The sequence below is a fragment of the Lysinibacillus parviboronicapiens genome, assembly GCF_003049605.2.
Lineage (GTDB): Bacteria > Bacillota > Bacilli > Bacillales_A > Planococcaceae > Lysinibacillus > Lysinibacillus parviboronicapiens.
This window is the reverse complement of record NZ_CP073713.1, coordinates 40,830-66,223: the sequence shown is the minus strand read 5'-3', so window position 1 is coordinate 66,223 and position 25,394 is coordinate 40,830. Positions and strand designations below refer to the sequence as shown.

22 protein-coding genes, 1 tRNA gene, 3 rRNA genes and 1 other RNA gene are annotated in these 25,394 nt (G+C 40.4%); 7 read left to right on the top strand and 20 right to left on the bottom strand.

The annotated features are described in order from the left end of the window. Positions 1-134 precede the first annotated feature (134 nt). Positions 135-413, top strand: coding sequence for a transition state genes transcriptional regulator AbrB (locus C9J31_RS00300; protein ID WP_010857015.1), 279 nt, complete (start codon positions 135-137; stop codon positions 411-413). Between the two features lie 290 nt (positions 414-703). Here the strand turns inward: C9J31_RS00300 and rsmI are convergent, their stop codons facing one another. The 19 genes from rsmI to ffs all read right to left on the bottom strand — a co-directional run bounded on the left by rsmI (position 704) and on the right by ffs (position 17,748). Continuing rightward, complete coding sequence (gene rsmI, locus C9J31_RS00295; RefSeq protein WP_107950829.1) at positions 704-1,579, bottom strand: 16S rRNA (cytidine(1402)-2'-O)-methyltransferase; 876 nt, start codon at positions 1,577-1,579, stop codon at positions 704-706. Further along, positions 1,576-1,839: a GIY-YIG nuclease family protein gene (locus tag C9J31_RS00290; protein WP_107925836.1), complete on the bottom strand. Its 264-nt coding sequence runs from the start codon at positions 1,837-1,839 to the stop codon at positions 1,576-1,578. The genes rsmI and C9J31_RS00290 overlap by 4 nt, the downstream gene beginning before the upstream one ends. Then, the gene (locus tag C9J31_RS00285; protein ID WP_107950827.1) at positions 1,823-2,572 is read right to left on the bottom strand and encodes a tRNA1(Val) (adenine(37)-N6)-methyltransferase; all 750 of its coding nucleotides are present in this window, start codon (positions 2,570-2,572) and stop codon (positions 1,823-1,825) included. Before C9J31_RS00285 ends, C9J31_RS00290 begins: the two co-directional genes overlap by 17 nt. Before the next feature lie 63 nt (positions 2,573-2,635). Then, on the bottom strand, positions 2,636-2,992 hold the full coding sequence (gene yabA / locus C9J31_RS00280; protein WP_054768426.1) for a DNA replication initiation control protein YabA: 357 nt from the start codon (positions 2,990-2,992) through the stop codon (positions 2,636-2,638). Between the two features lie 26 nt (positions 2,993-3,018). Then, positions 3,019-3,834 (bottom strand): PSP1 domain-containing protein, encoded by an 816-nt coding sequence (locus C9J31_RS00275; protein ID WP_107925840.1) that lies wholly within the window; start codon positions 3,832-3,834, stop codon positions 3,019-3,021. Beyond that, on the bottom strand, positions 3,827-4,831 hold the full coding sequence (gene holB, locus C9J31_RS00270) for a DNA polymerase III subunit delta' (protein ID WP_107950999.1): 1,005 nt from the start codon (positions 4,829-4,831) through the stop codon (positions 3,827-3,829). The genes C9J31_RS00275 and holB overlap by 8 nt, the downstream gene beginning before the upstream one ends. Before the next feature lie 452 nt (positions 4,832-5,283). After that, complete coding sequence (locus C9J31_RS00265; protein WP_054768425.1) at positions 5,284-5,724, bottom strand: YaaR family protein; 441 nt, start codon at positions 5,722-5,724, stop codon at positions 5,284-5,286. Between the two features lie 151 nt (positions 5,725-5,875). Next, a complete protein-coding gene (locus C9J31_RS00260; protein WP_010857007.1) occupies positions 5,876-6,205 on the bottom strand; it encodes a cyclic-di-AMP receptor in 330 nt (109 codons plus the stop codon). A gap of 136 nt (positions 6,206-6,341) precedes the next feature. Further along, positions 6,342-6,971 carry a dTMP kinase gene (gene tmk, locus C9J31_RS00255; RefSeq protein ID WP_107950825.1) on the bottom strand — a complete coding sequence of 210 codons (630 nt, stop codon included), beginning with the start codon at positions 6,969-6,971 and terminating at the stop codon, positions 6,342-6,344. A gap of 17 nt (positions 6,972-6,988) precedes the next feature. Beyond that, positions 6,989-8,413 (bottom strand): aminotransferase class I/II-fold pyridoxal phosphate-dependent enzyme, encoded by a 1,425-nt coding sequence (locus C9J31_RS00250; RefSeq protein WP_107950823.1) that lies wholly within the window; start codon positions 8,411-8,413, stop codon positions 6,989-6,991. Positions 8,414-8,778: 365 nt separating this feature from the next. Next, a 5S ribosomal RNA gene (gene rrf / locus C9J31_RS00245) occupies positions 8,779-8,894 on the bottom strand. Between the two features lie 188 nt (positions 8,895-9,082). Next, positions 9,083-12,011: ribosomal RNA gene (locus tag C9J31_RS00240) — 23S ribosomal RNA — on the bottom strand. A gap of 180 nt (positions 12,012-12,191) precedes the next feature. Further along, positions 12,192-13,743, bottom strand: a 16S ribosomal RNA gene (locus C9J31_RS00235). Together the 16S, 23S and 5S rRNA genes form the textbook arrangement of a ribosomal RNA operon. 293 nt (positions 13,744-14,036) lie before the next feature. Continuing rightward, complete coding sequence (locus C9J31_RS00230; RefSeq protein WP_107951705.1) at positions 14,037-14,309, bottom strand: pro-sigmaK processing inhibitor BofA family protein; 273 nt, start codon at positions 14,307-14,309, stop codon at positions 14,037-14,039. A gap of 68 nt (positions 14,310-14,377) precedes the next feature. Further along, positions 14,378-14,596 (bottom strand): YaaL family protein, encoded by a 219-nt coding sequence (locus C9J31_RS00225; protein ID WP_107951704.1) that lies wholly within the window; start codon positions 14,594-14,596, stop codon positions 14,378-14,380. 13 nt (positions 14,597-14,609) lie between these two features. Continuing rightward, complete coding sequence (recR, locus tag C9J31_RS00220; RefSeq protein WP_107926820.1) at positions 14,610-15,206, bottom strand: recombination mediator RecR; 597 nt, start codon at positions 15,204-15,206, stop codon at positions 14,610-14,612. Positions 15,207-15,217: 11 nt separating this feature from the next. Continuing rightward, a complete protein-coding gene (locus C9J31_RS00215) occupies positions 15,218-15,532 on the bottom strand; it encodes a YbaB/EbfC family nucleoid-associated protein (protein ID WP_107926818.1) in 315 nt (104 codons plus the stop codon). Between the two features lie 20 nt (positions 15,533-15,552). Continuing rightward, the gene (gene dnaX, locus C9J31_RS00210; RefSeq protein ID WP_107951703.1) at positions 15,553-17,337 is read right to left on the bottom strand and encodes a DNA polymerase III subunit gamma/tau; all 1,785 of its coding nucleotides are present in this window, start codon (positions 17,335-17,337) and stop codon (positions 15,553-15,555) included. 143 nt (positions 17,338-17,480) lie between these two features. After that, an RNA gene (gene ffs, locus C9J31_RS00205) (signal recognition particle sRNA large type) lies at positions 17,481-17,748 on the bottom strand. 192 nt (positions 17,749-17,940) lie between these two features. On the opposite strand from ffs, the gene C9J31_RS00200 reads away from it, so the two are divergent. The 5 genes from C9J31_RS00200 (at position 17,941) to C9J31_RS00180 (ending at position 22,964) form a co-directional block, all read left to right on the top strand. Continuing rightward, positions 17,941-18,033, top strand: a tRNA-Ser gene (locus C9J31_RS00200). Between the two features lie 147 nt (positions 18,034-18,180). Further along, positions 18,181-19,443, top strand: coding sequence for an ATP-binding protein (locus tag C9J31_RS00195; protein WP_107951702.1), 1,263 nt, complete (start codon positions 18,181-18,183; stop codon positions 19,441-19,443). Then, positions 19,444-20,322 (top strand): response regulator, encoded by an 879-nt coding sequence (locus C9J31_RS00190; protein WP_107926812.1) that lies wholly within the window; start codon positions 19,444-19,446, stop codon positions 20,320-20,322. It begins immediately after the preceding gene. A 91-nt stretch (positions 20,323-20,413) separates the two neighbouring features. Then, on the top strand, positions 20,414-21,688 hold the full coding sequence (locus C9J31_RS00185) for a cation:dicarboxylate symporter family transporter (protein WP_107951701.1): 1,275 nt from the start codon (positions 20,414-20,416) through the stop codon (positions 21,686-21,688). 125 nt (positions 21,689-21,813) lie between these two features. Beyond that, a protein-coding gene (locus C9J31_RS00180) for an IS3 family transposase (RefSeq protein WP_211634924.1) occupies positions 21,814-22,964 on the top strand; the annotation gives its coding sequence in 2 pieces (ribosomal slippage) (positions 21,814-22,087 and positions 22,087-22,964; 1,152 coding nt in all). A 62-nt stretch (positions 22,965-23,026) separates the two neighbouring features. On the opposite strand, the gene C9J31_RS00175 is transcribed toward C9J31_RS00180, so the two are convergent. Then, entirely contained in the window at positions 23,027-23,647 is a 621-nt protein-coding gene (locus C9J31_RS00175; RefSeq protein WP_107951673.1) for an RraA family protein, read from the bottom strand. 191 nt (positions 23,648-23,838) lie between these two features. Between C9J31_RS00175 and C9J31_RS00170 the strand changes: the two genes are divergently transcribed. Continuing rightward, complete coding sequence (locus C9J31_RS00170) at positions 23,839-25,254, top strand: DHA2 family efflux MFS transporter permease subunit (RefSeq protein WP_107926829.1); 1,416 nt, start codon at positions 23,839-23,841, stop codon at positions 25,252-25,254. The last annotated feature ends 140 nt before the right edge of the window (positions 25,255-25,394 follow it).

Below are 25,394 nucleotides of genomic sequence, written 5' to 3'. Positions count from 1 at the left end.
ATTTAAAAAATTAATGCTGTATTAATTAATTGACGTTTATGGCATTACTTGGTATGATAACTATCAGACAAAGAAATAATGTCGAAATTTGACGAAACGCCAATATAACTTTTATTTTCAGGAGGAAAAAAATTATGAAATCAACAGGAATCGTTCGTAAAGTCGATGAATTAGGTCGTGTTGTAATTCCTATCGAACTTCGCCGTACATTAGGTATTGCTGAAAAAGACGCTTTAGAAATCTATGTGGATGATGACAAAATCATCTTAAAGAAATATATGCCTAATATGACTTGCGCTGTTACTGGTGAAGTTTCTGATGATAACTTCCGTCTAGTTGGAGGCAAATTAATTTTAAGTCCCGAAGGCGCAGAAATGTTAATGAATGAAATCCAAAACAACTTAAAAAAATAGTTTCTTTCATACACCTAAATCGACAACAGGGATTTAGGTGTTCTTTTTATTATTTGCTAAAAACTTCTTTTTTATATAGGTGAATCTAATTTTAATCATTCTTAAGTAGAACTACATTGACTTATATTGTCCATGTCAGACTTCTCTTACTTAACATTACTCCTTTTTACAATTATTATCAATTTAGAGTTTATCCATTTTATATAAAAGTGCAATCATATAATGTACGATTGAAGAAGAATTTCTTTAAACTAAAAAAAGTTGCCTCATTTGAGACAACTCATTCCATATTACTCGCTATGGTATTCGTTATAAATTTCACGTTTAGCAACTTGACGTAATTTCGCTACTTCTTTTATTGCTTCTTTTGAAGTCACACCCGATTCAGCTATCACATAATCGACATGTTCAACAACTGTCATTTTTTCCCAATATACTTCTTCTGTAATTTCTTCTTCTGCATTGCTATTTCCTTCAAGAACAATACAAAATTCTCCTCTGATTTCTTCAGATTGAGACCATGCTACCGCTTCTGTTAATGTACCACGTAGAAATTCCTCGAATTTCTTTGTTAGCTCCCGTGCTAGTACAATACGACGATTCCCGAGGATGAGTTCCATATCCTTTAATGTTTCCTTTATTCGATGAGGTGCCTCATAAAATAAAATAGTTTCTTGGCGTTTTTTTAACTCCTCCAATTGCTGTCGGCGTTCTTTTTTGCCACGGTTTAAAAAGCCATAAAAGAAAAAGGGTTGCGGTGTTAAACCTGAAGCAATTAATGCTGATATTGCGGCATTTGCTCCTGGTACAGGCACAACTGCAAAACCTTCTTCAATTGCTTTTTCCACAATATCTGCACCTGGGTCAGAAATACAAGGTAATCCCGCATCACTTACTAATGCCACTGTTTTTCCTTCACGTAAGAAGCCTAAAAGCTTTTCCCCTCCCACGTTTATATTATGTTCATGATAACTCACCAGCGATGTTTCAATCTCAAAATAATTGCATAGTTTTTTCGTATTGCGTGTATCCTCCGCAGCAATAACATATGCTTCCTTTAGGATACGTAGTGCACGTACACTCATATCCTCTAAATTACCAATGGGTGTCGCTACTAGATATAAACATCCACCATGATCATGCATCGTACTTTTTTGAGATTTCACGATTCATTCCTCCCTATATACTTTATCTTTTGGGTCCGTGTTAATTGCTTAAATGCATATTCGGCACGCATTGCCTCTTGTTTTGTCTCAAAGGCTTCTACATAAATACATTTCACTGGACCTCTTGCTCTTGTATATTTTGCACCCTTACCTGCATTATGTGTTGCAACGCGTTTTTCTACATTATTTGTATAGCCCGCATAATACGACTGATCCGCACATTCTAGTACGTAGAAAAAATGTCTATTGTTTTTTTCCATAAAGCATTTCATGCACTTCAATTGTATATTCATTATTTTCATTGTATACACAAACGGGTGGTAAAATTTTCAAATCTGGTTTACCATCTTTAATTCCTTCTATTAATAATGTATTGGCCTCCTTACCCTCTTTCGGATAAATAAGCTGCATACGTTTGGGCTCTAATCGGTTTGCACGCATAGCTGTGACCATATCAAGTAAACGACCCGGACGATGAACAAATGCTGCTTTTCCACCCTGTTTTAATAATTTACTTGCAGATTGCACTGCTTCTTCTAGTGTTAAATGAAGTTCATGACGTGCAATGGCATAATGCTCACTTAGATTCTTATCGCTCGCTTCATGTGCTAAGAAATATGGAGGGTTACAAGTCACAACATCATATTTTTCAATACCAAGTTGCGATGGAATTTGCTTCACATCACCAAGCACCATTTGAATTTGTTTCTGTAATTTATTGTATTGAATACTACGCTCTGCCATATCAAACAAACGAGGCTGTAGTTCTACTCCAGTAATGTGCCCCTTAGTTCGTGCACTTAAAAATAGTGGAATTACGCCATTTCCCGAGCATAAATCAACAATGTTCCCTTTATGATATGGTACATTGACAAATTTCGAAAGTAGTACTGCATCCAATGAAAAAGAGAAAACAGAAGGGCTCTGGATTATACGTAAATCCTCTGCCAATAAGTAGTCGAGCCTTTCATCATCCTTTAACCAATTTTCCATAATCCTTCCTCCTACTATACAAAACAAAAGACTGATACCACCGAAGCGGGAATCAGTCTTCCATTACACATTTTGTTTATTTAAAAATGATAGACAAAACAGGCAATCTTCACCTTTACGTGAACTACCAAAGTGCACATGACAAACATGGAAACCTTCTTGGTATAAACGTGCTAAGTTATCATATCCCTCGCCTATATCTAATGGATTCGCTTTCTTCTCATCTGCAGCTTGTACGATGTTTTCTTTCGAAAGCAGTTCTTCTAGACGTGAACGAAGGTGATGATTTTCTGTTTCGAGTGCCTTATGTTCTTCCATCATTAGCGCTACAAATTGCTTCAATGCACCAAATTGCTCCTGCATTGCTTCGAGCTGTTGTTCGAACTCCATAACGGTATCTAAGAAATTACGGTCCTTCACCCAAGCCACCTCGTTAATTCTCTATCTTAAATAAGATTTTTTTCGCCTGCTAGTAGTTCCTCTAATGTATACTCAGCTGTACGCTCTTGCTCTTGTAAATATACTTGAATGAGTCTTTCCAGCACATTTAAACCTACTACTTTACCACGGCCATCTGGTGTCATTGTTATTTCACCAATGTCCGGCATACCTTCTTTAGCTTCTTCATATTCATCATTTTCGTACTTCAAACAGCACATTAAACGACCACAAAGCCCCGATATTTTTGAAGGATTTAAAGATAGGTTTTGATCTTTTGCCATTTTTATAGAAACTGGCTCAAAATCACCCAAAAATGTTGAACAGCATAGCATACGACCGCAAGGACCAATACCACCCAATAGCTTTGCTTCATCACGAACACCTATTTGGCGGAGCTCAATACGCGTTCTAAAAACAGAGGCTAAATCTTTTACAAGGTCCCTGAAATCAACACGCCCCTCTGCTGTGAAATAAAAGATGATTTTATTACGATCAAAAGTATATTCAACATCAACAAGCTTCATTTCTAATTTATGCTCGATGATTTTTGTACTTGCTAGTTCAAATGCTCGCTTTGACTCCGCTGTATTTTCCTCAACTTGTATACGGTCACGTTCATCAGCTGGCCGTAGTACTTGTTTAAGTGGTAAGACAACATCATTATCTCCCACTACTTTTTGAGGAACAACTACTTTCCCGTATTCTACACCGCGAGCTGTCTCTACTATGACATATTGGCTGTCTTCTAGTAGAAATGATGCTGGATCAAAATAATATATTTTACCCGCTTTTTTAAAGCGGACTCCCACTACATTATACAAATGTATATCCCTCCTGCAGATTTAGCATTAGCTGCTCCATCATTAACGTCCTATTCATGTTACGCTGTAAAGATGCGCGAGCCTGTAAAATGGACTCCATTTGACTAGACAGGCGTTCGTAAGTCGAATGTAACGCAGTTTCTTTAAAGGACTGTAACATGTCTGGATAAGTACAAGCTGCTTCGGGATTAGCTTTTATTGACACTATATCACGGTAAGCAAATAGTAGTAAATCCAATGCTTGCTCCATCTCGCTTTTTTCCTTAAACAGTGGCAACCATTCTTCGTGTACAACGAGCATCGCTTCATGTACATTTTGACGGATTGCCTCTACTAATTTTAACACTGTTTTTCGAGCATGTGCAAACTGCTCATCATTTGCTAAAAAAATAGCTGTTTCGAGCTCGTTTGTCATCATGCTCACTGTAGAAGCCATCGAGTGAGGAATATTGTTTTCCTGCAAATGCTTTAGCAATACTTGGCGCGGCATTTTTTGAAATTTTATATGCTGACAGCGCGAGCGTATTGTGGGTAAAATAGACTGCATTTGCTCTGTCAATAAAATAGCTGTCACTTCTCCATCTGGTTCCTCTAAAAACTTTAATATCATGTTAGCAGAAGCAATGTTGAGACGGTCTGCATGATGAAGTACGTAGATTTTACGCCCTTCCTCAACACCCACCATCTTCATTTCTGCAATCAGTTCTCTGACTTGATCAATCTTAATAAATTGACCATCCGGATAAATTTGATGAATATTAGGGTGATTTCCCGAATCAACACGTCTGCAATTTCGACATGTTTCACATGGAACATTTTGATGTGGGTGCTCACATAGCATTAATTTGACAAAAAATTGCATGATATCAACTTTTCCTGTCCCTTTTTCACCATCAAAAATATATGCATGGGCTAATCTATTTTTGTCAAAAATAGTTTGAAGCTGTTTCATTACGACTGGTTGTAGTGTGAATAGCTCTTCAACATTCTTGGCCATTGTCATTAAATTCCTTCCTCTATCAACTACGCCTTGGCGTAATTGTACCTGTCGCTATGCTGTCGGTACAAATTCCATGTGCTACTGACGCTTTGTTATCACTTCATTGTTGCAAGGATAAGCAATATGTCAGAAATTTTAAATGTGTTAAAGTCAACACATTGTTGGCCATTTTAGTAATACTATTTTACGTGGTATTACGGTTAGCCATTGTGCCTGCCGTCAAACTAGTTTCTCGCAGTCAGACACACAACATTAATCTCTCGTTCGATAAAGTACCTTTAAACTAACTATCTCTAGCTATTTTCAAGATTCTTTACACCCCGTTGGTGGCTAGGTTTCGTCCTGCAACTGTAAATGCGTATAATTTTATAAAATCATTTAACCCCTGTGGGATTCTTGCTGAATATATTTGAAAAAAGCCCGCGCCTACAAGTGAAAAGACACGGGTTTTACATATATAAATTAATTAATAAGCCTTTAATCTCACCGATTTTATCGAGAAGGTCTATTGCTTCTTTTTCTTCATCTAAAAGGTCCTGTGCAAGCTCCACAAGGCGCGTATCGATCGTTTCGATTATTTTTAAACGCCTTCCTTCACCAAAGCGATTCCAAGTATGTGATTGTTTTAATTCCATACCATGTTCTACAGTTTCTTGTAAGAAACGCTTTACAAGCATTTTGAATCGAGCAAGTTCACGTAAATTGCGGGATCTTGCAACGCGATCTCCAGCAGTGGAAATATCTCCTAATAAACGTGTGAGCTGTTCAGTCTGCAGTTTAGAACCTTGTTTGACGACCATATCACCAAATCGGTTATTTTGATTATTATTTTGTAGTGGCTCTTTGCGATTAGTATTTAACCCAACACGTAGATCTTGATTGATTTTCAAGCTGTACTCGCCCCCACTTACTGTCTTCTCAAATTCGCTTTAGCACGAACTCGCCCTTTATCTTTACTGAATTTATCATAGAAATTCTCGCATCTTGAATTAAAACTTTTGTGACGCGCTCGGTATATGTTAAATACATTACTTAGTAAAATTAAAAATGGTGAAATTGTTCAATTGGTAAAACAAATACCGTAGCGCCCCCTACCTCTACCTCCACAGGATAAGGTATATAAGAATCTGCGTTACCGCCTAATGGCGAAACAGGTGCAACCATTTGTTCTCGTGCTCGACAATTATCACGGATTATATCTAAAACTTTAGGTATGAGGGAGTCTTCCGTTCCTATAAGAAACGTCGTATTACCAGAGCGTAAAAAGCCTCCTGTACTCGCTAACTTTGTTGCGCGAAACTGATTTTTCGTTAAAGCATTCGATAAGCGGCTACTATCCTGATCTTGCACCACAGCTACGACTAACTTCATTCGCACTCACCCCTTTTATAAAATTAACCTTAATCGGTTTTAAAATTGTTTCATGTTAATTTTGTTTTAGTAACATCTAATAAAACTTAATTAGATGTTACCATTATATCACAATACGGTAGACAACTTCACACTTTTACTGCATTGCCTCAGACAACAATGACCATACATCTTCAACAACACGCTCAATATTTTGGTCTGCATTGACTACATATATACGTTCAGGGTAACGTTCGACTAATTGTAAATACCCTTCACGAACCTTTTCATGGAAAGCCAAGCTTTCAACGTCTAAACGATTCACTTCTCGCTCTCCATGTGCATGTATACGTGCTAAACCAACCGCTGGTGCAAGATCAAATAAAATTGTCATATCCGGTAATTTCTTCCCGATGGCAAATTCATTAATAGATAGTACTTCTTCTACACCTATACCACGTGCATATCCTTGATAAGCTAATGAAGAATCGATAAAGCGATCGCATATAACCAACTTGCCAGCATCCAATGCTGGTCGAACTTTTTCAAAATAATGCTGACTTCTTGCTGCAGCATATAATAACGCTTCCGTACGTTCGTCCATCGCTGTATGTGCTGTGTTTAAAATAATGGTACGAATTTTTTCAGAAATCTCAATGCCACCTGGCTCTCTCGTCGCTAATACATCTATATTTTCTAGTGCCAATCGCTCGGCAATCTTTTGAATAACTGTTGTTTTCCCTGCACCTTCTGGACCTTCAAATGTTATAAATAAATTGCAATTCATGCTGTTATTGCCTCCAACTATTTAATGACCTCAATCATTTTTTCTTCTAAACGATGATTACCTTGGAAAGTTGCACCTGTTGCTAACAACTCTTCAAGCTGACTCAGCTTTGCCACTGTAATTTTTTCTCCTGGCACTAGTAATGGAATACCGGGAGGGTAAGGTATAATCATACTTGCAGCAATTCGCCCCATTGCTCGCATATATGGAAGCCATTCCTTATCTATATGAGCGATTTCTTCAAACGTGTGGATAGGCTCGGATATCGCTATAAAATTATAAGCCGTTTGCGTAGCGGTAAGTATATCCGTTTTTTCCGTCGATAATAACACGGTCACGGCATCTTTAATACGCACACGTATTTCGGCAAATGGATAGATATGTCCGTGCTTCAAGAGTGGTAATATGAGTAATACTTGATGAGCGTCGGCTAGCTCTGAATAAACCCGTTTCGTTTCTAATGCCTCTTGTAATTGAAAGCCACTATAACCATCCACACGAAGCAATAGCTTTAGAGGATCATCTACTTCAATGACTTGAAGCGAGCCAATGGCACGTAATGCTTCAACCCACTGATTTTTTTTCTCTATTATATATGCACCATCACTCTCCATATATGTCTGTACATAATAGCGTGCATCGTCTAATGATGCTAACAATAAATAAGACGGACTGCTAGATTGTAGCATACGTAAATAGTGATTAATTTTATCAACATCAACTAATTCTGAGTTAACATGCATAAACGCTGCCATGGTCATGGCAGGCAATGTTTTATGAGCTGACTGTACAACAACATCTGCCCCGTATGTTAATGCAGAGGGCTGAAATAGTGCACAAGCGCTAAAATGCGCTCCATGTGCTTCATCTACCAAGACTGGTATCCTTTTTTCGTGACAATATGCAATCTGTTGTTGTATTTCTTTAGAAACCATACCGTAATAAGTTGGGTACGTTAAAACAACTGCCTTTGCCTCTGGATAATTATCTACTGCTTCTTTAAGATGTTCAAAGGAAATATGCGTGGCTGTTAATGTTTGCTCATCCCAAAACGGTGAAACATATACAGGCTTTGCTCCAATCAGCTCAATCGCATGAAAAATAGATTTGTGGGCATTACGTTGGACAAGTACTCGATCACCTTTTTTACATGTGGCATAAATCATTGCTAAATTCCCAACAGTCGTGCCTCCTACTAAAAAGAAACTCTTCATAGCTCCATATGTATCAGCTAGTAAATGTTCTGCCTCTAAAATCATTGTCTCTGGATTATGTAAATCATCCAGACCTGTTAATTCGGTCACATCATAACGCATTACATCTTTAAAAGCTTGAGGTAAGTGTGACAATTCTCCATGCTTATGACCTGGCACGTGAAAAGAAACATTTTGTTGTTGTCGAAAACGCTCTAATCCTTCCACAATTGGCTTTTTCTTTTGCAAAACTAGACACCCATTTCCGTTATATTGTCCTTTAATTATACGGGATTCCCGCAGGATAAAAAAGCTATCCTACAAAATAGGTAAGATAGTTCAATATACAAAGTAGATACCATTGTCGGCATATGTTTCTTTAAATGTAGCATTGACTTATACTTTTGCCATTCCAAGGGTAATGATTCTATTTCACTCAAGTATTGTATCGCATAGCTTTCTACTAATTTCTCTCTTTAGCTTATGCCAATAATCTACTTTTCAAACTTCGTTAATAGCAAACTCTCCTCATCCATTTCTTGATTTAAATGTAGGTTATTTATTATTTAAAACAAAAAAAAGATCAAAGATTTCTCTTTGATCTTTTCACATGTGCCTAGCGACGTCCTACTCTCACAGGGGGAAGCCCCCAACTACCATCGGCGCTAAAGAGCTTAACTTCCGTGTTCGGTATGGGAACGGGTGTGACCTCTTTGCCATCATCACTAGACTATTGTTGGCTTTCAATATACGTCGTCTTTCTTTGTCAGCTTCATTCGTTCAGTCAGTCACGTACTTAGGTACGCTCCTTCCTTCTCTCAATTGCTTCCTTGAACTACTCGTATCTTGAAACCCTCTTTTAGAAAGATGTTGTTCTTTCAAAACTGGATAAACGGTGCATTGAATGTTTCAAACATTTTGGTTAAGTCCTCGATCGATTAGTATTCGTCAGCTCCATGTGTCACCACACTTCCACCTCGAACCTATCTACCTCATCGTCTTTGAGGGATCTTACTTACTTGCGTAATGGGAAATCTCATCTTGAGGGGGGCTTCATGCTTAGATGCTTTCAGCACTTATCCCGTCCACACATAGCTACCCAGCGATGCCTTTGGCAAGACAACTGGTACACCAGCGGTGTGTCCATCCCGGTCCTCTCGTACTAAGGACAGCTCCTCTCAAATTTCCTACGCCCACGACGGATAGGGACCGAACTGTCTCACGACGTTCTGAACCCAGCTCGCGTACCGCTTTAATGGGCGAACAGCCCAACCCTTGGGACCGACTACAGCCCCAGGATGCGATGAGCCGACATCGAGGTGCCAAACCTCCCCGTCGATGTGGACTCTTGGGGGAGATAAGCCTGTTATCCCCGGGGTAGCTTTTATCCGTTGAGCGATGGCCCTTCCATGCGGAACCACCGGATCACTAAGCCCGTCTTTCGACCCTGCTCGACTTGTAGGTCTCGCAGTCAAGCTCCCTTGTGCCTTTACACTCTACGAATGATTTCCAACCATTCTGAGGGAACCTTTGGGCGCCTCCGTTACCTTTTAGGAGGCGACCGCCCCAGTCAAACTGTCCGCCTGACACTGTCTCCTGCCCCGCTAAGGGGCATGGGTTAGAATTTCAATACAACCAGGGTAGTATCCCACCGACGCCTCCTTCGAAGCTGGCGCTCCGAGATCTCTGGCTCCTACCTATCCTGTACAAGTTGTACCAAAATTCAATATCAGGCTACAGTAAAGCTCCACGGGGTCTTTCCGTCCTGTCGCGGGTAACCTGCATCTTCACAGGTACTATAATTTCACCGAGTCTCTCGTTGAGACAGTGCCCAGATCGTTACGCCTTTCGTGCGGGTCGGAACTTACCCGACAAGGAATTTCGCTACCTTAGGACCGTTATAGTTACGGCCGCCGTTTACTGGGGCTTCAATTCGCAGCTTCGCTTGCGCTAACCACTCCTCTTAACCTTCCAGCACCGGGCAGGCGTCAGCCCCTATACGTCACCTTACGGTTTTGCAGAGACCTGTGTTTTTGCTAAACAGTCGCCTGGGCCTATTCACTGCGGCTCTCATGCGCTTGCACGCTCAAGAGCACCCCTTCTCCCGAAGTTACGGGGTCATTTTGCCGAGTTCCTTAACGAGAGTTCTCTCGCACACCTTAGGATTCTCTCCTCGACTACCTGTGTCGGTTTGCGGTACGGGCACCTCTCACCTCGATAGAGGCTTTTCTTGGCAGTGTGAAATCAGGAACTTCGTCCTTAAAGGACTCGCCATCACAGCTCAACGTTACAGTGTGCGGATTTGCCTACACACACGCCTTACTGCTTGGACGCGCACAACCAACGGCGCGCTTACCCTATCCTACTGCGTCCCCCCATTTCTCAAACGGTGAGGAGGTGGTACAGGAATATCAACCTGTTGTCCATCGCCTACGCCTATCGGCCTCGGCTTAGGTCCCGACTAACCCTGAGCGGACGAGCCTTCCTCAGGAAACCTTAGTCATACGGTGGACGGGATTCTCACCCGTCTTTCGCTACTCATACCGGCATTCTCACTTCTAAGCGCTCCACCAGTCCTTCCGGTCTGACTTCAACGCACTTAGAACGCTCTCCTACCACTGACATCGTAGATGTCAATCCACAGCTTCGGTGAATCGTTTAGCCCCGATACATTTTCGGCGCAGCGTCACTCGACCAGTGAGCTATTACGCACTCTTTAAATGATGGCTGCTTCTAAGCCAACATCCTGGTTGTCTATGCAACGCCACATCCTTTTCCACTTAACGATTACTTTGGGACCTTAGCTGGTGGTCTGGGCTGTTTCCCTTTTGACTACGGATCTTATCACTCGCAGTCTGACTCCCGTGTATAAATATCTGGCATTCGGAGTTTGTCTGAATTCGGTAAACCGGGATGGCCCCCTAGTCCAAACAGTGCTCTACCTCCAGTATTCTCATCACGAGGCTAGCCCTAAAGCTATTTCGGAGAGAACCAGCTATCTCCAGGTTCGATTGGAATTTCTCCGCTACCCACACCTCATCCCCGCACTTTTCAACGTGCGTGGGTTCGGGCCTCCAGTAAGTGTTACCTTACCTTCACCCTGGACATGGGTAGATCACCTGGTTTCGGGTCTACGACCACGTACTAATTCGCCCTATTCAGACTCGCTTTCGCTGCGGCTCCGTCTTCTAAAACTTAACCTCGCACGTAATCGTAACTCGCCGGTTCATTCTACAAAAGGCACGCTATCACCCATTAACGGGCTCTAACTACTTGTAGGCACACGGTTTCAGGATCTCTTTCACTCCCCTTCCGGGGTGCTTTTCACCTTTCCCTCACGGTACTGGTTCACTATCGGTCACTAGGTAGTATTTAGCCTTGGGAGATGGTCCTCCCAGATTCCGACGGAATTTCACGTGTTCCGCCGTACTCAGGATCCACTCAGGAGGGAATGAACTTTCGACTACAGGGCTTTTACCTGCTCTGGCGGACCTTTCCAAGTCGCTTCATCTAACTCATTCTTTTGTAACTCCGTATTGAGTGTCCTACAACCCCAAGAGGCAAGCCTCTTGGTTTGGGCTCTTCCCGTTTCGCTCGCCGCTACTCAGGGAATCGATTTTTCTTTCTCTTCCTCCAGGTACTTAGATGTTTCAGTTCCCTGGGTCTGCCTTCAAGACGCTATGTATTCACGTCAAGATACTACGCGATTAAACGTAGTGGGTTCCCCCATTCGGAAATCTCCGGATCAAAGCTCACTTACAGCTCCCCGAAGCATATCGGTGTTAGTGCCGTCCTTCTTCGGCTCCTAGTGCCAAGGCATTCGCCGTGCGCCCTTAATAACTTAACCAAGTTATTAAGCCTATAAAAAACTTAAAAAATAAATGTGTTTGTTACTATTTCAATGTCGTTTTATCCAGTTTTCAAAGAACAAGTTTTGAAGTTATTCATTCAGAAGAATGAACCTTCAAAACTGAACGCAAAACGTAATCTTACAAACCCAAGGTTTGTATTCCGAAAATATCCTTAGAAAGGAGGTGATCCAGCCGCACCTTCCGATACGGCTACCTTGTTACGACTTCACCCCAATCATCTATCCCACCTTCGGCGGCTGGCTCCAAAAGGTTACCTCACCGACTTCGGGTGTTACAAACTCTCGTGGTGTGACGGGCGGTGTGTACAAGGCCCGGGAACGTATTCACCGCGGCATGCTGATCCGCGATTACTAGCGATTCCGGCTTCATGTAGGCGAGTTGCAGCCTACAATCCGAACTGAGAACGACTTTATCGGATTAGCTCCCTCTCGCGAGTTGGCAACCGTTTGTATCGTCCATTGTAGCACGTGTGTAGCCCAGGTCATAAGGGGCATGATGATTTGACGTCATCCCCACCTTCCTCCGGTTTGTCACCGGCAGTCACCTTAGAGTGCCCAACTAAATGATGGCAACTAAGATCAAGGGTTGCGCTCGTTGCGGGACTTAACCCAACATCTCACGACACGAGCTGACGACAACCATGCACCACCTGTCACCGTTGTCCCCGAAGGGAAAACTGTATCTCTACAGTGGTCAATGGGATGTCAAGACCTGGTAAGGTTCTTCGCGTTGCTTCGAATTAAACCACATGCTCCACCGCTTGTGCGGGCCCCCGTCAATTCCTTTGAGTTTCAGTCTTGCGACCGTACTCCCCAGGCGGAGTGCTTAATGCGTTAGCTGCAGCACTAAGGGGCGGAAACCCCCTAACACTTAGCACTCATCGTTTACGGCGTGGACTACCAGGGTATCTAATCCTGTTTGCTCCCCACGCTTTCGCGCCTCAGTGTCAGTTACAGACCAGATAGTCGCCTTCGCCACTGGTGTTCCTCCAAATCTCTACGCATTTCACCGCTACACTTGGAATTCCACTATCCTCTTCTGCACTCAAGTCTCCCAGTTTCCAATGACCCTCCACGGTTGAGCCGTGGGCTTTCACATCAGACTTAAGAAACCACCTGCGCGCGCTTTACGCCCAATAATTCCGGACAACGCTTGCCACCTACGTATTACCGCGGCTGCTGGCACGTAGTTAGCCGTGGCTTTCTAATAAGGTACCGTCAAGGTACAGCCAGTTACTACTGTACTTGTTCTTCCCTTACAACAGAGTTTTACGAACCGAAATCCTTCTTCACTCACGCGGCGTTGCTCCATCAGGCTTTCGCCCATTGTGGAAGATTCCCTACTGCTGCCTCCCGTAGGAGTCTGGGCCGTGTCTCAGTCCCAGTGTGGCCGATCACCCTCTCAGGTCGGCTACGCATCGTTGCCTTGGTGAGCCGTTACCTCACCAACTAGCTAATGCGCCGCGGGCCCATCCTATAGCGACAGCCGAAACCGTCTTTTAGTCTTTCACCATGAAGTAAAAGAGATTATTTGGTATTAGCCCCGGTTTCCCGGAGTTATCCCAAACTATAAGGTAGGTTGCCCACGTGTTACTCACCCGTCCGCCGCTAAATCAGAGGAAGCAAGCTTCCTCATCATTCGCTCGACTTGCATGTATTAGGCACGCCGCCAGCGTTCGTCCTGAGCCAGGATCAAACTCTCCATAAAAGAAATTTGATTAGCTCAAATTGTTTTGCTGGCATCAATTTTGATGTCCAAAATTTTGTTTTGTTCACTAACCGAAGTTCGTTACTAAAAACGTTATTGATTACGTTTTGCTTGTTCAGTTTTCAAGGTTCATGTTATCGCCGCTTTGTTTCAGCAACTTTTATATCATATCACATCGCGCTTCTCGATGTCAACAACTTTTTTGAAATAAAAATTGTTTTATGAAGTTGTTTTCAACAGTTATCTTAACGACTCTTATTACTATACCACAATATTTTCAGTTTGCAAGCCATTTATAAAAAATAGATTAAAAAAGTTATTCCTAGCACCCCAGGAATGCCTAACACCGCAATTGTAATAACTGAAAATAGATTGATTGGTACATTGTAGCCACTATAGCCAACAGCTAAATGAATAATGAATAGGAGTAAAAAGGCAAAAGCGAATCGAAACCAAAAAACCGATAAACCTTCTAATACTTTTCCTAACTTAATGTGCTTTCCTACTATATAAAGAAATAGAAGCACTACAGGTACACTAATACTAACTATTACAATCCACGGCATAAACTTGCCCCCTTCAATAATAATTATGTAAGTGTATGATTTCTGTATCGCTTCTATAACTCTAACAACTATTTTTTAATTAACACTCGTCGAATTCTCGCTTCTTTGAACAGATAATAATGAATACTCTCCGCTGCTTTTCGTTGTGCAATTATTTCTAGATCATAATCATCTAATAGTTCTTCAATTATTTTCGTTTGTTGTAAATCTTCTTTCGTTTCTTTAATAAGATCTACAAGCTTTTCATCAAATTCCTTTTTTAGCTTTCCTTTATTGCGGAAGAACATCTCAATCCCTCACTCATAACTCTCGACGGCCTTCCATTGCCTTCGATAAAGTTACTTCATCAGCATATTCTAAATCTCCACCCACAGGTAGTCCATGTGCAATACGTGTTGTACGGATGCCAGATGGTTTCACTAGACGTGATATATACATAGCTGTCGCTTCGCCTTCAATAGTAGAGTTCGTTGCTAAAATAAGCTCTTGTACCGTTTCATCTTGCAAGCGTACTAAAAGTGAAGCTACATTGATATCCTCTGGGCCAATCCCATCCATCGGCGAAATGGCTCCTTGCAGTACATGATACATACCGTTGTAATCACGCATTTTTTCCATCGCAATAACATCTTTTGTATCTTGTACAACACAAATAACAGAAGCATCCCGTTGTTTGTCTGTACAAATATGGCATGGATCTACATCGGTAATATTGCCACAGACAGAACAGTAGCTTAAATTACGCTTTGCATCAATTAAAGCCTTCGAGAAGGCAAGTACGTCTTCTTCCTTCATTGTTAACACAAAAAACGCCAGTCGAGCCGCGGTTTTCGGCCCGATCCCTGGCAATTTCATAAAACTATCGATTAGTTTAGATATGGGTTCTGGGTAGTACATGTTTTTACCTCCTAGAACGGAAGGTTCATGCCTTGTGTGAATTTGCCCATTGTTGCATTTGTTTTTTCATCTACTTTTTTAAGTGCTTCATTTGTTGCAACAACGATTAAATCCTGTAGCATTTCGATGTCGTCTGGATCTACTACCGAGGCATCAAGATTCACTTCAACTACTTCACGTTGACCTGTTACAGCTACTTTAACCATACCGCCACCAGCAGTACCTTCAAATTGCTCAGCATTTAAAGCCTCTTGAGCTTCCATCATTTCTTTTTGCATCTTTTGCATCTTTTTCATCATACCTTGCATATTTCCCATTCCACGCATAAACATATTCCTCCTAAGTATTAGTCTTCAATTATTTCAACAAAATCTTTACCGAACAGCTTTTCCGCTTCCGTCACAAGTGGATCCTGTGATGCAAGTGGTTGTGAATCATCGATAAAGGGTTCTTCTGGCATTTCTGCCGGTGGTGGTTCTAATAACTCTACATCCTGATCATTTGCTGGCTGGGCTTGCTTTTGGTGCATACCATGATCACGAATGAACTCTTCACGCAACTTTAACCAAGTTTCTTCAGGCGTACAAAGCATTTCATACATGGTGCCCGTTTGCCCTGCAATTAATTGTGTGAAGTGTGCTTTTAACGCATGATTATCAGCAACCATTTGACAATGAATATCATACTTGAATTTTAACACAAAAGCACTCGAAGATGCGGCAACAGGTTCAGCTTCTGCTAATAGAGCCGATTGAGATTTTTGCATTTGGTTCAATGCTTGCGCCCATACAGCTTTAATACGTTGCACATCCTGCTTTGTAGCGTCCTTTAATATTTCTTGAATACGTCCAGTAGGTGCCTTGTAGCCATTTGGATTTTTCACACGCGGTCGTTGCTCTTTAGCAGCCTGCGGCGTTTGCGCCGGCATACCATTTTCCAATTGGGCCGATAATTGCTGAACCAATTGTTCAAGTGCCACTATTTTTTGCGCAAGCTCAGGACTCACCGTTGTTTCTCCCGTAGTGCTCACCTGATGAACTACTCCACCTGAAAATTGCGTCATTTTTAGCAAAGCTGTTTCTAAATAAATTTTTGTATGATGCGAGAACCGCATTTCTTGCTGTGTTTTCGCTAAGATGTCAATATAACCGTAAAGCATATCAGGCGCAAAATCATGTGCCAAAGCAAACACACGCTCCTCCGGCGATACTAGCTCTAATAATTCTGCTAATCCATCACTCGTTTGTAATAGCAATAAGTCGCGGAAGAATGTAATTAAATCCTCTGATAGACGAAGCGGGTCCTTCCCATCGGCAATAAGTTGTTCTAATAATGCTAGCATTTGTGCCACATCTTTTACCTTTAAAGCATCTGCTAAATCATAAAAAACTTCTTGGCTGATTGACCCCGTAACAAGTAGCGCATCTTCCAGTTTTAAAAGCTCACCACTGAAGGAAACGACTTGGTCTAATAAACTTAGGGCATCTCGCATACCACCTGCTGCAGATTGCGCTATAACCTTTAAACCCTGTTCCTCATATGGTAACTCAATGTCTTCTAATACAACCTTCATCCGTTCAATAATATCGTTGGTTGAAAGCCGTTTAAAGTCAAAGCGTTGACAACGAGAAATAATCGTCGCTGGCAATTTATGCGGCTCTGTCGTAGCTAAAATAAATACAGCGTGTGACGGTGGTTCTTCTAATGTTTTTAAAAGGGCATTGAAGGCACTCGTCGAAAGCATATGCACTTCGTCAATGATATACACTTTAAACCTGCTACTCGCAGGAGCAAAACGAACTTTTTCAATAATGTCACGTATTTCTTCAACGCGCGAATTGGATGCAGCATCAAATTCTATTACATCTGGATGAGAACCATCTGTAATGCTTAAACAAGTTGCACACTCATTACAGGGCTCATTTGACGGTGCACGCTCACAGTTTAATGCCTTCGCAAAAATTTTAGCCGTACTCGTTTTCCCAGTACCACGTGGACCAGAAAACAGATACGCATGTGTCGTTTTATTCGCTAGGAGAGCATTTTGTAGCGTTCTTTTGACATGCGCTTGACCTGACATCTCACGGAATGATTGTGGTCTATACACACGATAAAATGCTTGATACGTCAATGAATTCCTCTCCTCTTCTTTTTAAATATGATAGCTCTATTATAGCATTGGCTGCTTTATTAATAAAACCGCGTCATCACTTTTTACATAGAAAAAACGCATCCGCCTACAATAGACGAATGCGTTTGAATTGGCAATTAATGCCGTGCACCTTTCTTCGACAGCCGCACATAAGCGTTACTCTTGTCGTTAGCTCAGATTAGGCAACCCCGCGGCACATGAATAATACCACTTAATGCTGCTTCCTTCCGGACCTGACATAGTTCATGGGTATCCATTGCGCAGGACCCAATCGTCAACACTACGTGCAAAAGGCAGACCAAACAATACGGACAGCCTCAATAAAGGAATTCAGTCTCGCTAGAGCGGATTGCGAGTTACAGGACACCGCTACCTTCCCACCTAGCACGGCAATAACTAGTATACTTTCAGTCTTCATAAATTGCAACGAATTGCACTAATTATTTATATTTTAAATATTTCTCCTCAACATAAAAAAATTATTTTTTTTAAAATCTAAAAAAGTTTTAGAAAAAGATTGACGTGGAAATCAATATATGATAAATTAGTTCTTGTCGATAAGACATTGCAACAATATACTTTGGAGGTATACCCAAGTCTGGCTGAAGGGATCGGTCTTGAAAACCGACAGGCGGGTAACACCGCGCGGGGGTTCGAATCCCTCTACCTCCTCCAGTTTTTAAATCCGACTACATGATGTAGCCGTTTTTTTTTGCCTAAAATTTGCAACTCATACTTCTAGATGCCACTTCCACTTAGGTTGTGGTATTTTTTTATTAGATATCTCACTCGACTAATATAGATTAGGGAGGATACTTGAAAATGTATACGAAAATTCTTATGTCTCGTGGTACTCTCACATGGGTTTTTATGATTGCTTTATTTACTGCCGTCGGTAGTGAAATAAAAATTTTGCCATTCTACGATACAACTTTTCGCTTTGGGTTAGGGAGTATCATCTTCTTTTTATGTACTCTACTTAAACCTACACCCATTATCTTAGCAGGTGTGATGACAAGTATAGTGACTACAATCTTTCGAGTCACAATTAATTACAGCACGCAAGATATTTCATTAATTGATAGTATTTTTGCCCATGTGCCTGCAGCTATATTTTACTTATTGTTTGCTATATGCCTACATCAATTAAATATTCATCAATTTCGTGAAAAACCGTTAAAGCTTGGGCTCCTTGTAGCCTTTAGCGAGGTCATTAGTAACCTAGGTGAACAGCTAGCACGTTTTCTTGTACAATCGTATAACTTTGTTTTTATACACGACTTTCTCATACTGTTAGCCGTTGCCCTGCTTCGAAGCTTTTTTGTGGTTGGAATCTATAGCTCCATTTTAATCGCTGAGCAAAAGAAACGTGTACAAGAAATGCTGAATGTTGGCTCTGATTTATATGTAGAAACTTTATATCTAAAAAAATCAATGAATCATATTGAAACGATTACAGCTAGTGGTTTTGATTTATACCGACAATTAAAAAATCAGGGCTATCGTGCGGAAAGTTTACAAGCTCTTCATATTGCCCAGGAAATTCACGAGGTAAAAAAAGATTCACAACGCATTTATGCAGGTATTTCAAAAATTGTCGGTGAGAAGAGTTACGGCTCCATCCGATTGTCAGAATTATTACATTATATAGAGGACGGTAATCGTAAATATAGTGAGTTGCTTGGTAAAGACATACTATTTAAAATCAATTTTGATATAGATTTTCAAACAGAGGAGCATATTGCATTGCTCGCTCTATTAAATAATTTAACAGCTAATGCTATAGAAGCAATTGAAGAACATGGCGTTATTTCTATTGCTATTCAACAGCAAGAGGATGATACTGTAATAACCGTATGTGATAACGGTAAAGGTATTTCACAAAGTGAGCTCTCTATTATTTTTGAGCCTGGCTATACGACTAAATATAATGTTGAAGGTGTGGCAGCAACTGGTATTGGGCTCTCACATGTAGCCACACTAATAGCAAAATTAAACGGTACAATTACTGTAGAATCACATAACCAAAAAACAATGTTTAAAATTATTATTCCTACACAAACTATTCAAACGGGAGAGACTTAAATGAGGTATTTTATTGTAGATGATGACCGTGCAAGTCGGGTCATGCTAAAGCAAATTATTGAAGATAGTAGTTTAGGTACCGTCATTGGGGAAGCGCGTAATGGTGAAGATGCCATACCGCAGATATTAATGACGCAGCCTGAGTTTGTGTTAATTGATTTACTTATGCCAAAGTTAGATGGTATTGCAACAGTAGAACATCTCATTCAAAATCGCTTTGAGGGACAATTTATCATGATTTCTCAGGTAGTGAATAAGGAAATGGTCGGTGAAGCGTATGAGCAAGGTATTGATTTCTTCATTCATAAGCCCATTAACCGAATTGAAGTCGAAAACGTTTTACGTAAAACAACAGAGCAATTTCGGCTAAAAAACTCACTGTTGGTGATACGGCAGTCACTTACTAATATTGAAATAAGTGAACAAAAAAATCATAAAGCGACATCCCGTGATCATATTCAATCCATTTTAAATGATATGGGTATTGTCGGAGAAATTGGCAGTGAAGATATAATTGCCATTATTGAGACGCTGTTAGCACATCAGCACAAGATTGCACCCCTACCTCCTTTAAAGGAACTATATGAGGAAATTGCAGCTGTCACCAAAACAACTCCTGATGATATATTGAAGGAAAGTAAAGCTATAGAACAGCGGGTTCGTCGTACGATTTTAGCAGCGATGATAAACTTGGCCAATTTAGGTGTTGTTGATTACACAAACTCGGAATTCGAATACTATGCACCACGATACTTTGATTTTAAAGAGATTCGTCAGCTTATGAAGCAAATTGAAGATCACGGAAATCGGAAGGCAAAGGTGAATATAAAGAAGTTTATTCAAGTGTTATATTCAGACATCTTAACAAAAATAAATTAAATTTATCGGATTTTGTCGGATTTCATAAGTCCTCCGTATTATTAAAGTAAGGCGTGTCCTAAAAATTTTAATATTAGGAGGAACGGAGATTTTGAAAAAGAAATTTAAGATCAGTTTAGCCACTCAAATTCTAATCGGTTTGACTTTAGGAATCATTGTTGGTGGTATTTTTTACGGAAACCCCAATATTGAAAAATATCTACAACCACTAGGAGATATCTTTCTACATCTGATTAAGATGATAGTTGTTCCGATTATCATTTCGACATTAATCGTAGGTGTTGCTGGAACAGGCGACATGAAACAGCTTGGACGATTAGGTGGGAAATCACTTATTTACTTTGAAGTCATTACAACAGTCGCAATTGTTGTAGGACTACTTTCAGCAAATCTATTCCAACCAGGTGCTGGTGTGAATATGAACGAACTTTCTCAAGGGGATATCTCGAAATACGTTTCGACAACTGAGGAAGTACAACATGAAGGACCTTTCGATATTATTGTAGGTATTGTACCAACAAATATTATCCAATCTATGGCTGAAGGCGATATGCTTGCCATTATCTTCTTCTCTGTCATCTTTGGTCTAGGTGTTGCTGCCATTGGGGATCGAGGTAAACCAGTGTTAGGCTTCTTCCAGGGTGTAGCGGACGCTATGTTCTGGGTAACAAACCTTGTTATGAAATTCGCGCCAATTGGGGTATTTGGTTTAATTGGTGTAACCGTTTCCAAATATGGATTTGCTTCCCTAGTACCACTTGCTAAGCTCGCTATACTTGTTTATGGAACGATGCTATTTTTCATTTTTGTCGTTCTTGGCATTGTAGCAAAGATTGCAGGTATCAGTATTTTCTATTTAATCAAGGTATTAAAAGATGAGTTAATTTTAGCATTCTCCACAGCGAGTTCGGAGGCTGTATTGCCACGAATTATGATGAAAATGGAGAAATTAGGCGCACCGAAAGACATCGTATCTTTTGTTATTCCAACAGGTTATTCCTTTAACTTAGATGGATCAACACTGTACCAAGCAATTGCGGCATTATTCATTGCACAAATGTATGGAATACACTTAAGCATTGGTGAGCAAATTACATTAATGCTAGTATTAATGGTTACATCTAAAGGGATTGCAGGTGTACCAGGCGTATCATTCGTTGTACTTCTAGCAACTTTAGGTACTGTCGGCATTCCGCTTGAAGGCTTAGCATTTATTGCTGGTATCGACCGTATTCTTGATATGGGACGTACAGTTGTAAACGTAATCGGTAACTCACTAGCATCATTAGTAATGGCGAAATGGGAAGGCCGTTTTGATAAAGAAAAAATGAAAAATTACTTTAAAGAAAATGAAAATTTAGCATAAGCTAAATAAGAAAATCCTCACGATGTAGATGGGAACTGCCCCCAAAAGTATAGACAAATAAAAAAAGCATCTTCGATTGAATTCGGGTTTAGATACCTAAACTTCAATTAGGAGGTGTTTTTTCTATGGGAACAAGAGTGAGTTATCCATACGAAGTAAAAATGAAGGCTATTGAGATGCGATTGGCTGGTATACCAACGAAGCAGGTTTTAATTGAATTAAATATAAGGCATAAAACACAAGTGGAAACATGGATGCGTTGGTATAGAAACGGAGAAATACACCGATTTGAACAACCTGTAGGTAAACAATATACCTTTGGTAAAGGTCCTGAATATGAGAATGAACAAACAAAATTAGTAATGGAGAACCGTTATTTAAAGCAACAAATTGAGGTTTTAAAAAAGTACGCAGAGTTGGAGAGGAAGTGGTTGGAGAAGTAGCTGTACAGTTAGTAGAGACGCTAAAAGAAACGTTGTGCGTGAAGGATATATGTGCACATTTAGGAATTGCACGATCTACCTACTATCGTTGGAAACAGGCATCTGCGGATGCAAGGTCTCGTCAGGCGATTGAACGACATATTGGAGAACTCTGTCGTGCGCATAAATTCCGATATGGTTATCGGAAAATTACTGCACTCTTACGCCAAGAAATACGCGTGAATCATAAAGTCGTGCAACGTATCATGCAAAAATATGGTTGGCAGTGTCGAGTAAAAGTAAAAAAACGGAAACAAACTGGACAACCCTACTATATCGCAGATAATTTATTGAACCGTAATTTTGAGGCAACTGCACCTTTACAAAAGCTCGTTACCGATATTACTTACTTGCCATTTGGTCAGAAACAATTGTATCTTTCAAGTATTCAAGATTTATATAATGGCGAGATTATCGCCTACTCGATTGGTGATTGCCAAGATACTGATTTTGTGTTGAATACCTTATCCCAACTAGGTACTTTACCCGATGGGTGTACACTACACAGTGACCAAGGTTCGGTGTACACGTCTTATCGATATCAACAGGCCGTAAAAGGGAAAGGCATTATCATGAGCATGTCCCGTAAAGGTACGCCCGCTGACAATGCCCCAATTGAATCATTTCATTCTGCATTAAAGTCTGAAACATTTTACTTAGACAATTTAAGGCGTACTACGACGGCAATCGTAGAACAAACTGTCAAAGACTATGTAAAGTATTATAACTATATCCGAATACAAGCGAAACTAAACAACCAGTCGCCGGTACAATATCGACAACTGGTTGGGTAAATGCTTTTTTGATCTCTGTCTTATATACAGGGGTCAGTCCCATGTGCATCGTGAGGATTTTTTTATTTGGCTAACACTTTATCTAAATATGCTAGGATGGACTCTTTACCTTTTGAATGCGCTTCTTGAGCTCGCACTTCGTCCTTTTCAACTTTTGCCTCTGCAGCGACAACGATATGCTCCGCATCTTCCTGTGGTACTACAAGGACACCATCGACATCTCCAATAATATAATCACCCGGTTGAACAGTTACGCCACCTATAGCAATGGGTACATTTACTTGACCGCCACCATTTTTATTGCCCGCTGCTACTGTTGTTCCAAGTGAAAATACAGGGAAATCTAGCTCCCGAATAGCTGCAATATCACGAATGACACCATCCACTACAAAGCCTTGTACACCAATACCTTTCGCTAGCGAAATAACAAAATCGCCTGCCACTGCGCGATTCCTATTTCCCTTTGCATCGATCACTAAAATATCACCCTTGTTCGCAGCTCGAATGGCTTCTAGTACGGCACCATTTTCGCCATCGGGTAATCGAACAGTAATAGCACGTCCGGCAATTTTAAAATGATCTGCTAATGGTTTAATATCACTACCTAGATTCGTATGCCCTCCTGTTGCATCAGAAATCGCTGTTGTCGGTAAATGCTTAAAACTTACTTCCACTTTTGTCATACATAACACCCCTATTATGAATTTATAAAAGTCTTACACAAATATTGTAAATAATACATGCCCACATTTACTAGTGTATTTTATCCTCTTCTATATTTAGATTCATACAATATGGCGGAAACAGATGGAAATAAATCATTTGTATATGTTACTGTTAGGAGTAAATGAAAACTAAAGAAAAAGAGGGTTATATGGATAGTCAAAAGTTATATGAACAACGTAATCAAATTATCGCTGCTTTTCTAGTCGCTGCTTTCATTGGTTTATTTAATGAAACAGCTCTTAATATGGCCTTTGCACAGCTAATTGTAGATTTTAACACCGATGCTTCAACTATTCAGTGGTTAACAACTGGATATTTATTAACGCTAGGTATATTAGTACCTTTATCAGGATTTCTTATGCAACGTTTCACAACGAGGCATTTATTTATTGTTTCATTGCTATTTTCAATTATTGGTACTGGCGTTTCGGCCATTTCGCCAACATTTGCAGTATTACTCACTGGTCGGATTATTCAGGCTATAGGAGCGGCCATTATTTTGCCCCTTATGATGCAAGTCGTACTAATGATTTATCCTATTAATCAGCGTGGAGCGGCAATGGGGAAAATCGGCTTAGTGATTATTTTTGCACCAGCAATCGGCCCAACTATTGCTGGCTTCGTTATGGAACATTTCTCATGGCATTATATCTTTTTAATGAGTCTACCGTTTCTATTCATTTCGTTTATACTTGGCTTAAAATTTGTGCAAAATGTTAGTGACGTACATCCCGTTAAATTTGATGTATTGTCAATCATTCTTTCAACGATTGGTTTTGGCGGAGTAGTCTACGGATTCAGTATTTCTGGTAAGCTTGGCACATTCATATCAGCTGAAGTAATGGTTGCTATTGGCATTGGTGCTATCGGCATTATACTTTTCTGTTTGCGCCAATTTAAAATGGACCAGCCTATGCTAAATTTAAAAGTTTTTTCTTTCCCTATGTACAATATTGGCCTATTGATGGTCATTCTTGTGCATATGACTATCTTAGCAACGATGGTTTTACTTCCAATCTATCTGCAAAATATTTTACTTCTTGCACCAATGATTGCTGGACTTTCACTACTTCCTGGTGGTGTTATCAATGCCTTCATGGCTGTCGCTTCAGGTCATATTTTTGATCGTTTTGGTCCACGTGTTATGGTGCCAGTTGGTTTATTGTTGGAGATTGTGGCGCTGTTTGCATTACGAACAATTGATGCAAATACATCGGTCTACTTTATCGTAGTCTTTCATATTCTGATGTTTATCGGTATTTCACTTGCAAGTATGCCTGCTCAAACAAATGGCTTAAATCAACTACCACGTCATTTGTATCCTGATGGTACAGCGTTTATGAATACCTTACAACAAGTTGCAGGTGCAATCGGCACAGCAGTATCTATTACAATTATGTCAATTAGTACAGCCAATTTTGTTAAAGTAAATGGAACAACTGATGACAATACTTTTACTGGTTCAATTATAGGTGTACAACATGCTCTAACATTTGCATTAGTACTGGCAATTATTGCGCTTGTTTTATCATTCTTTATGAAACATGTGCAAGAGGAAAAATAACAAGAAGCATGCGGCACTTAATTTTTGCCACATGCTTCTTTTATATTAATTCTGTAAATTGGTTCCGAGCGTTCATCCAGTGCTTCTGCGGCAGAAGCTATTTCAACAAAGTCACTAGAAGCCACATTAATTTGTGCATT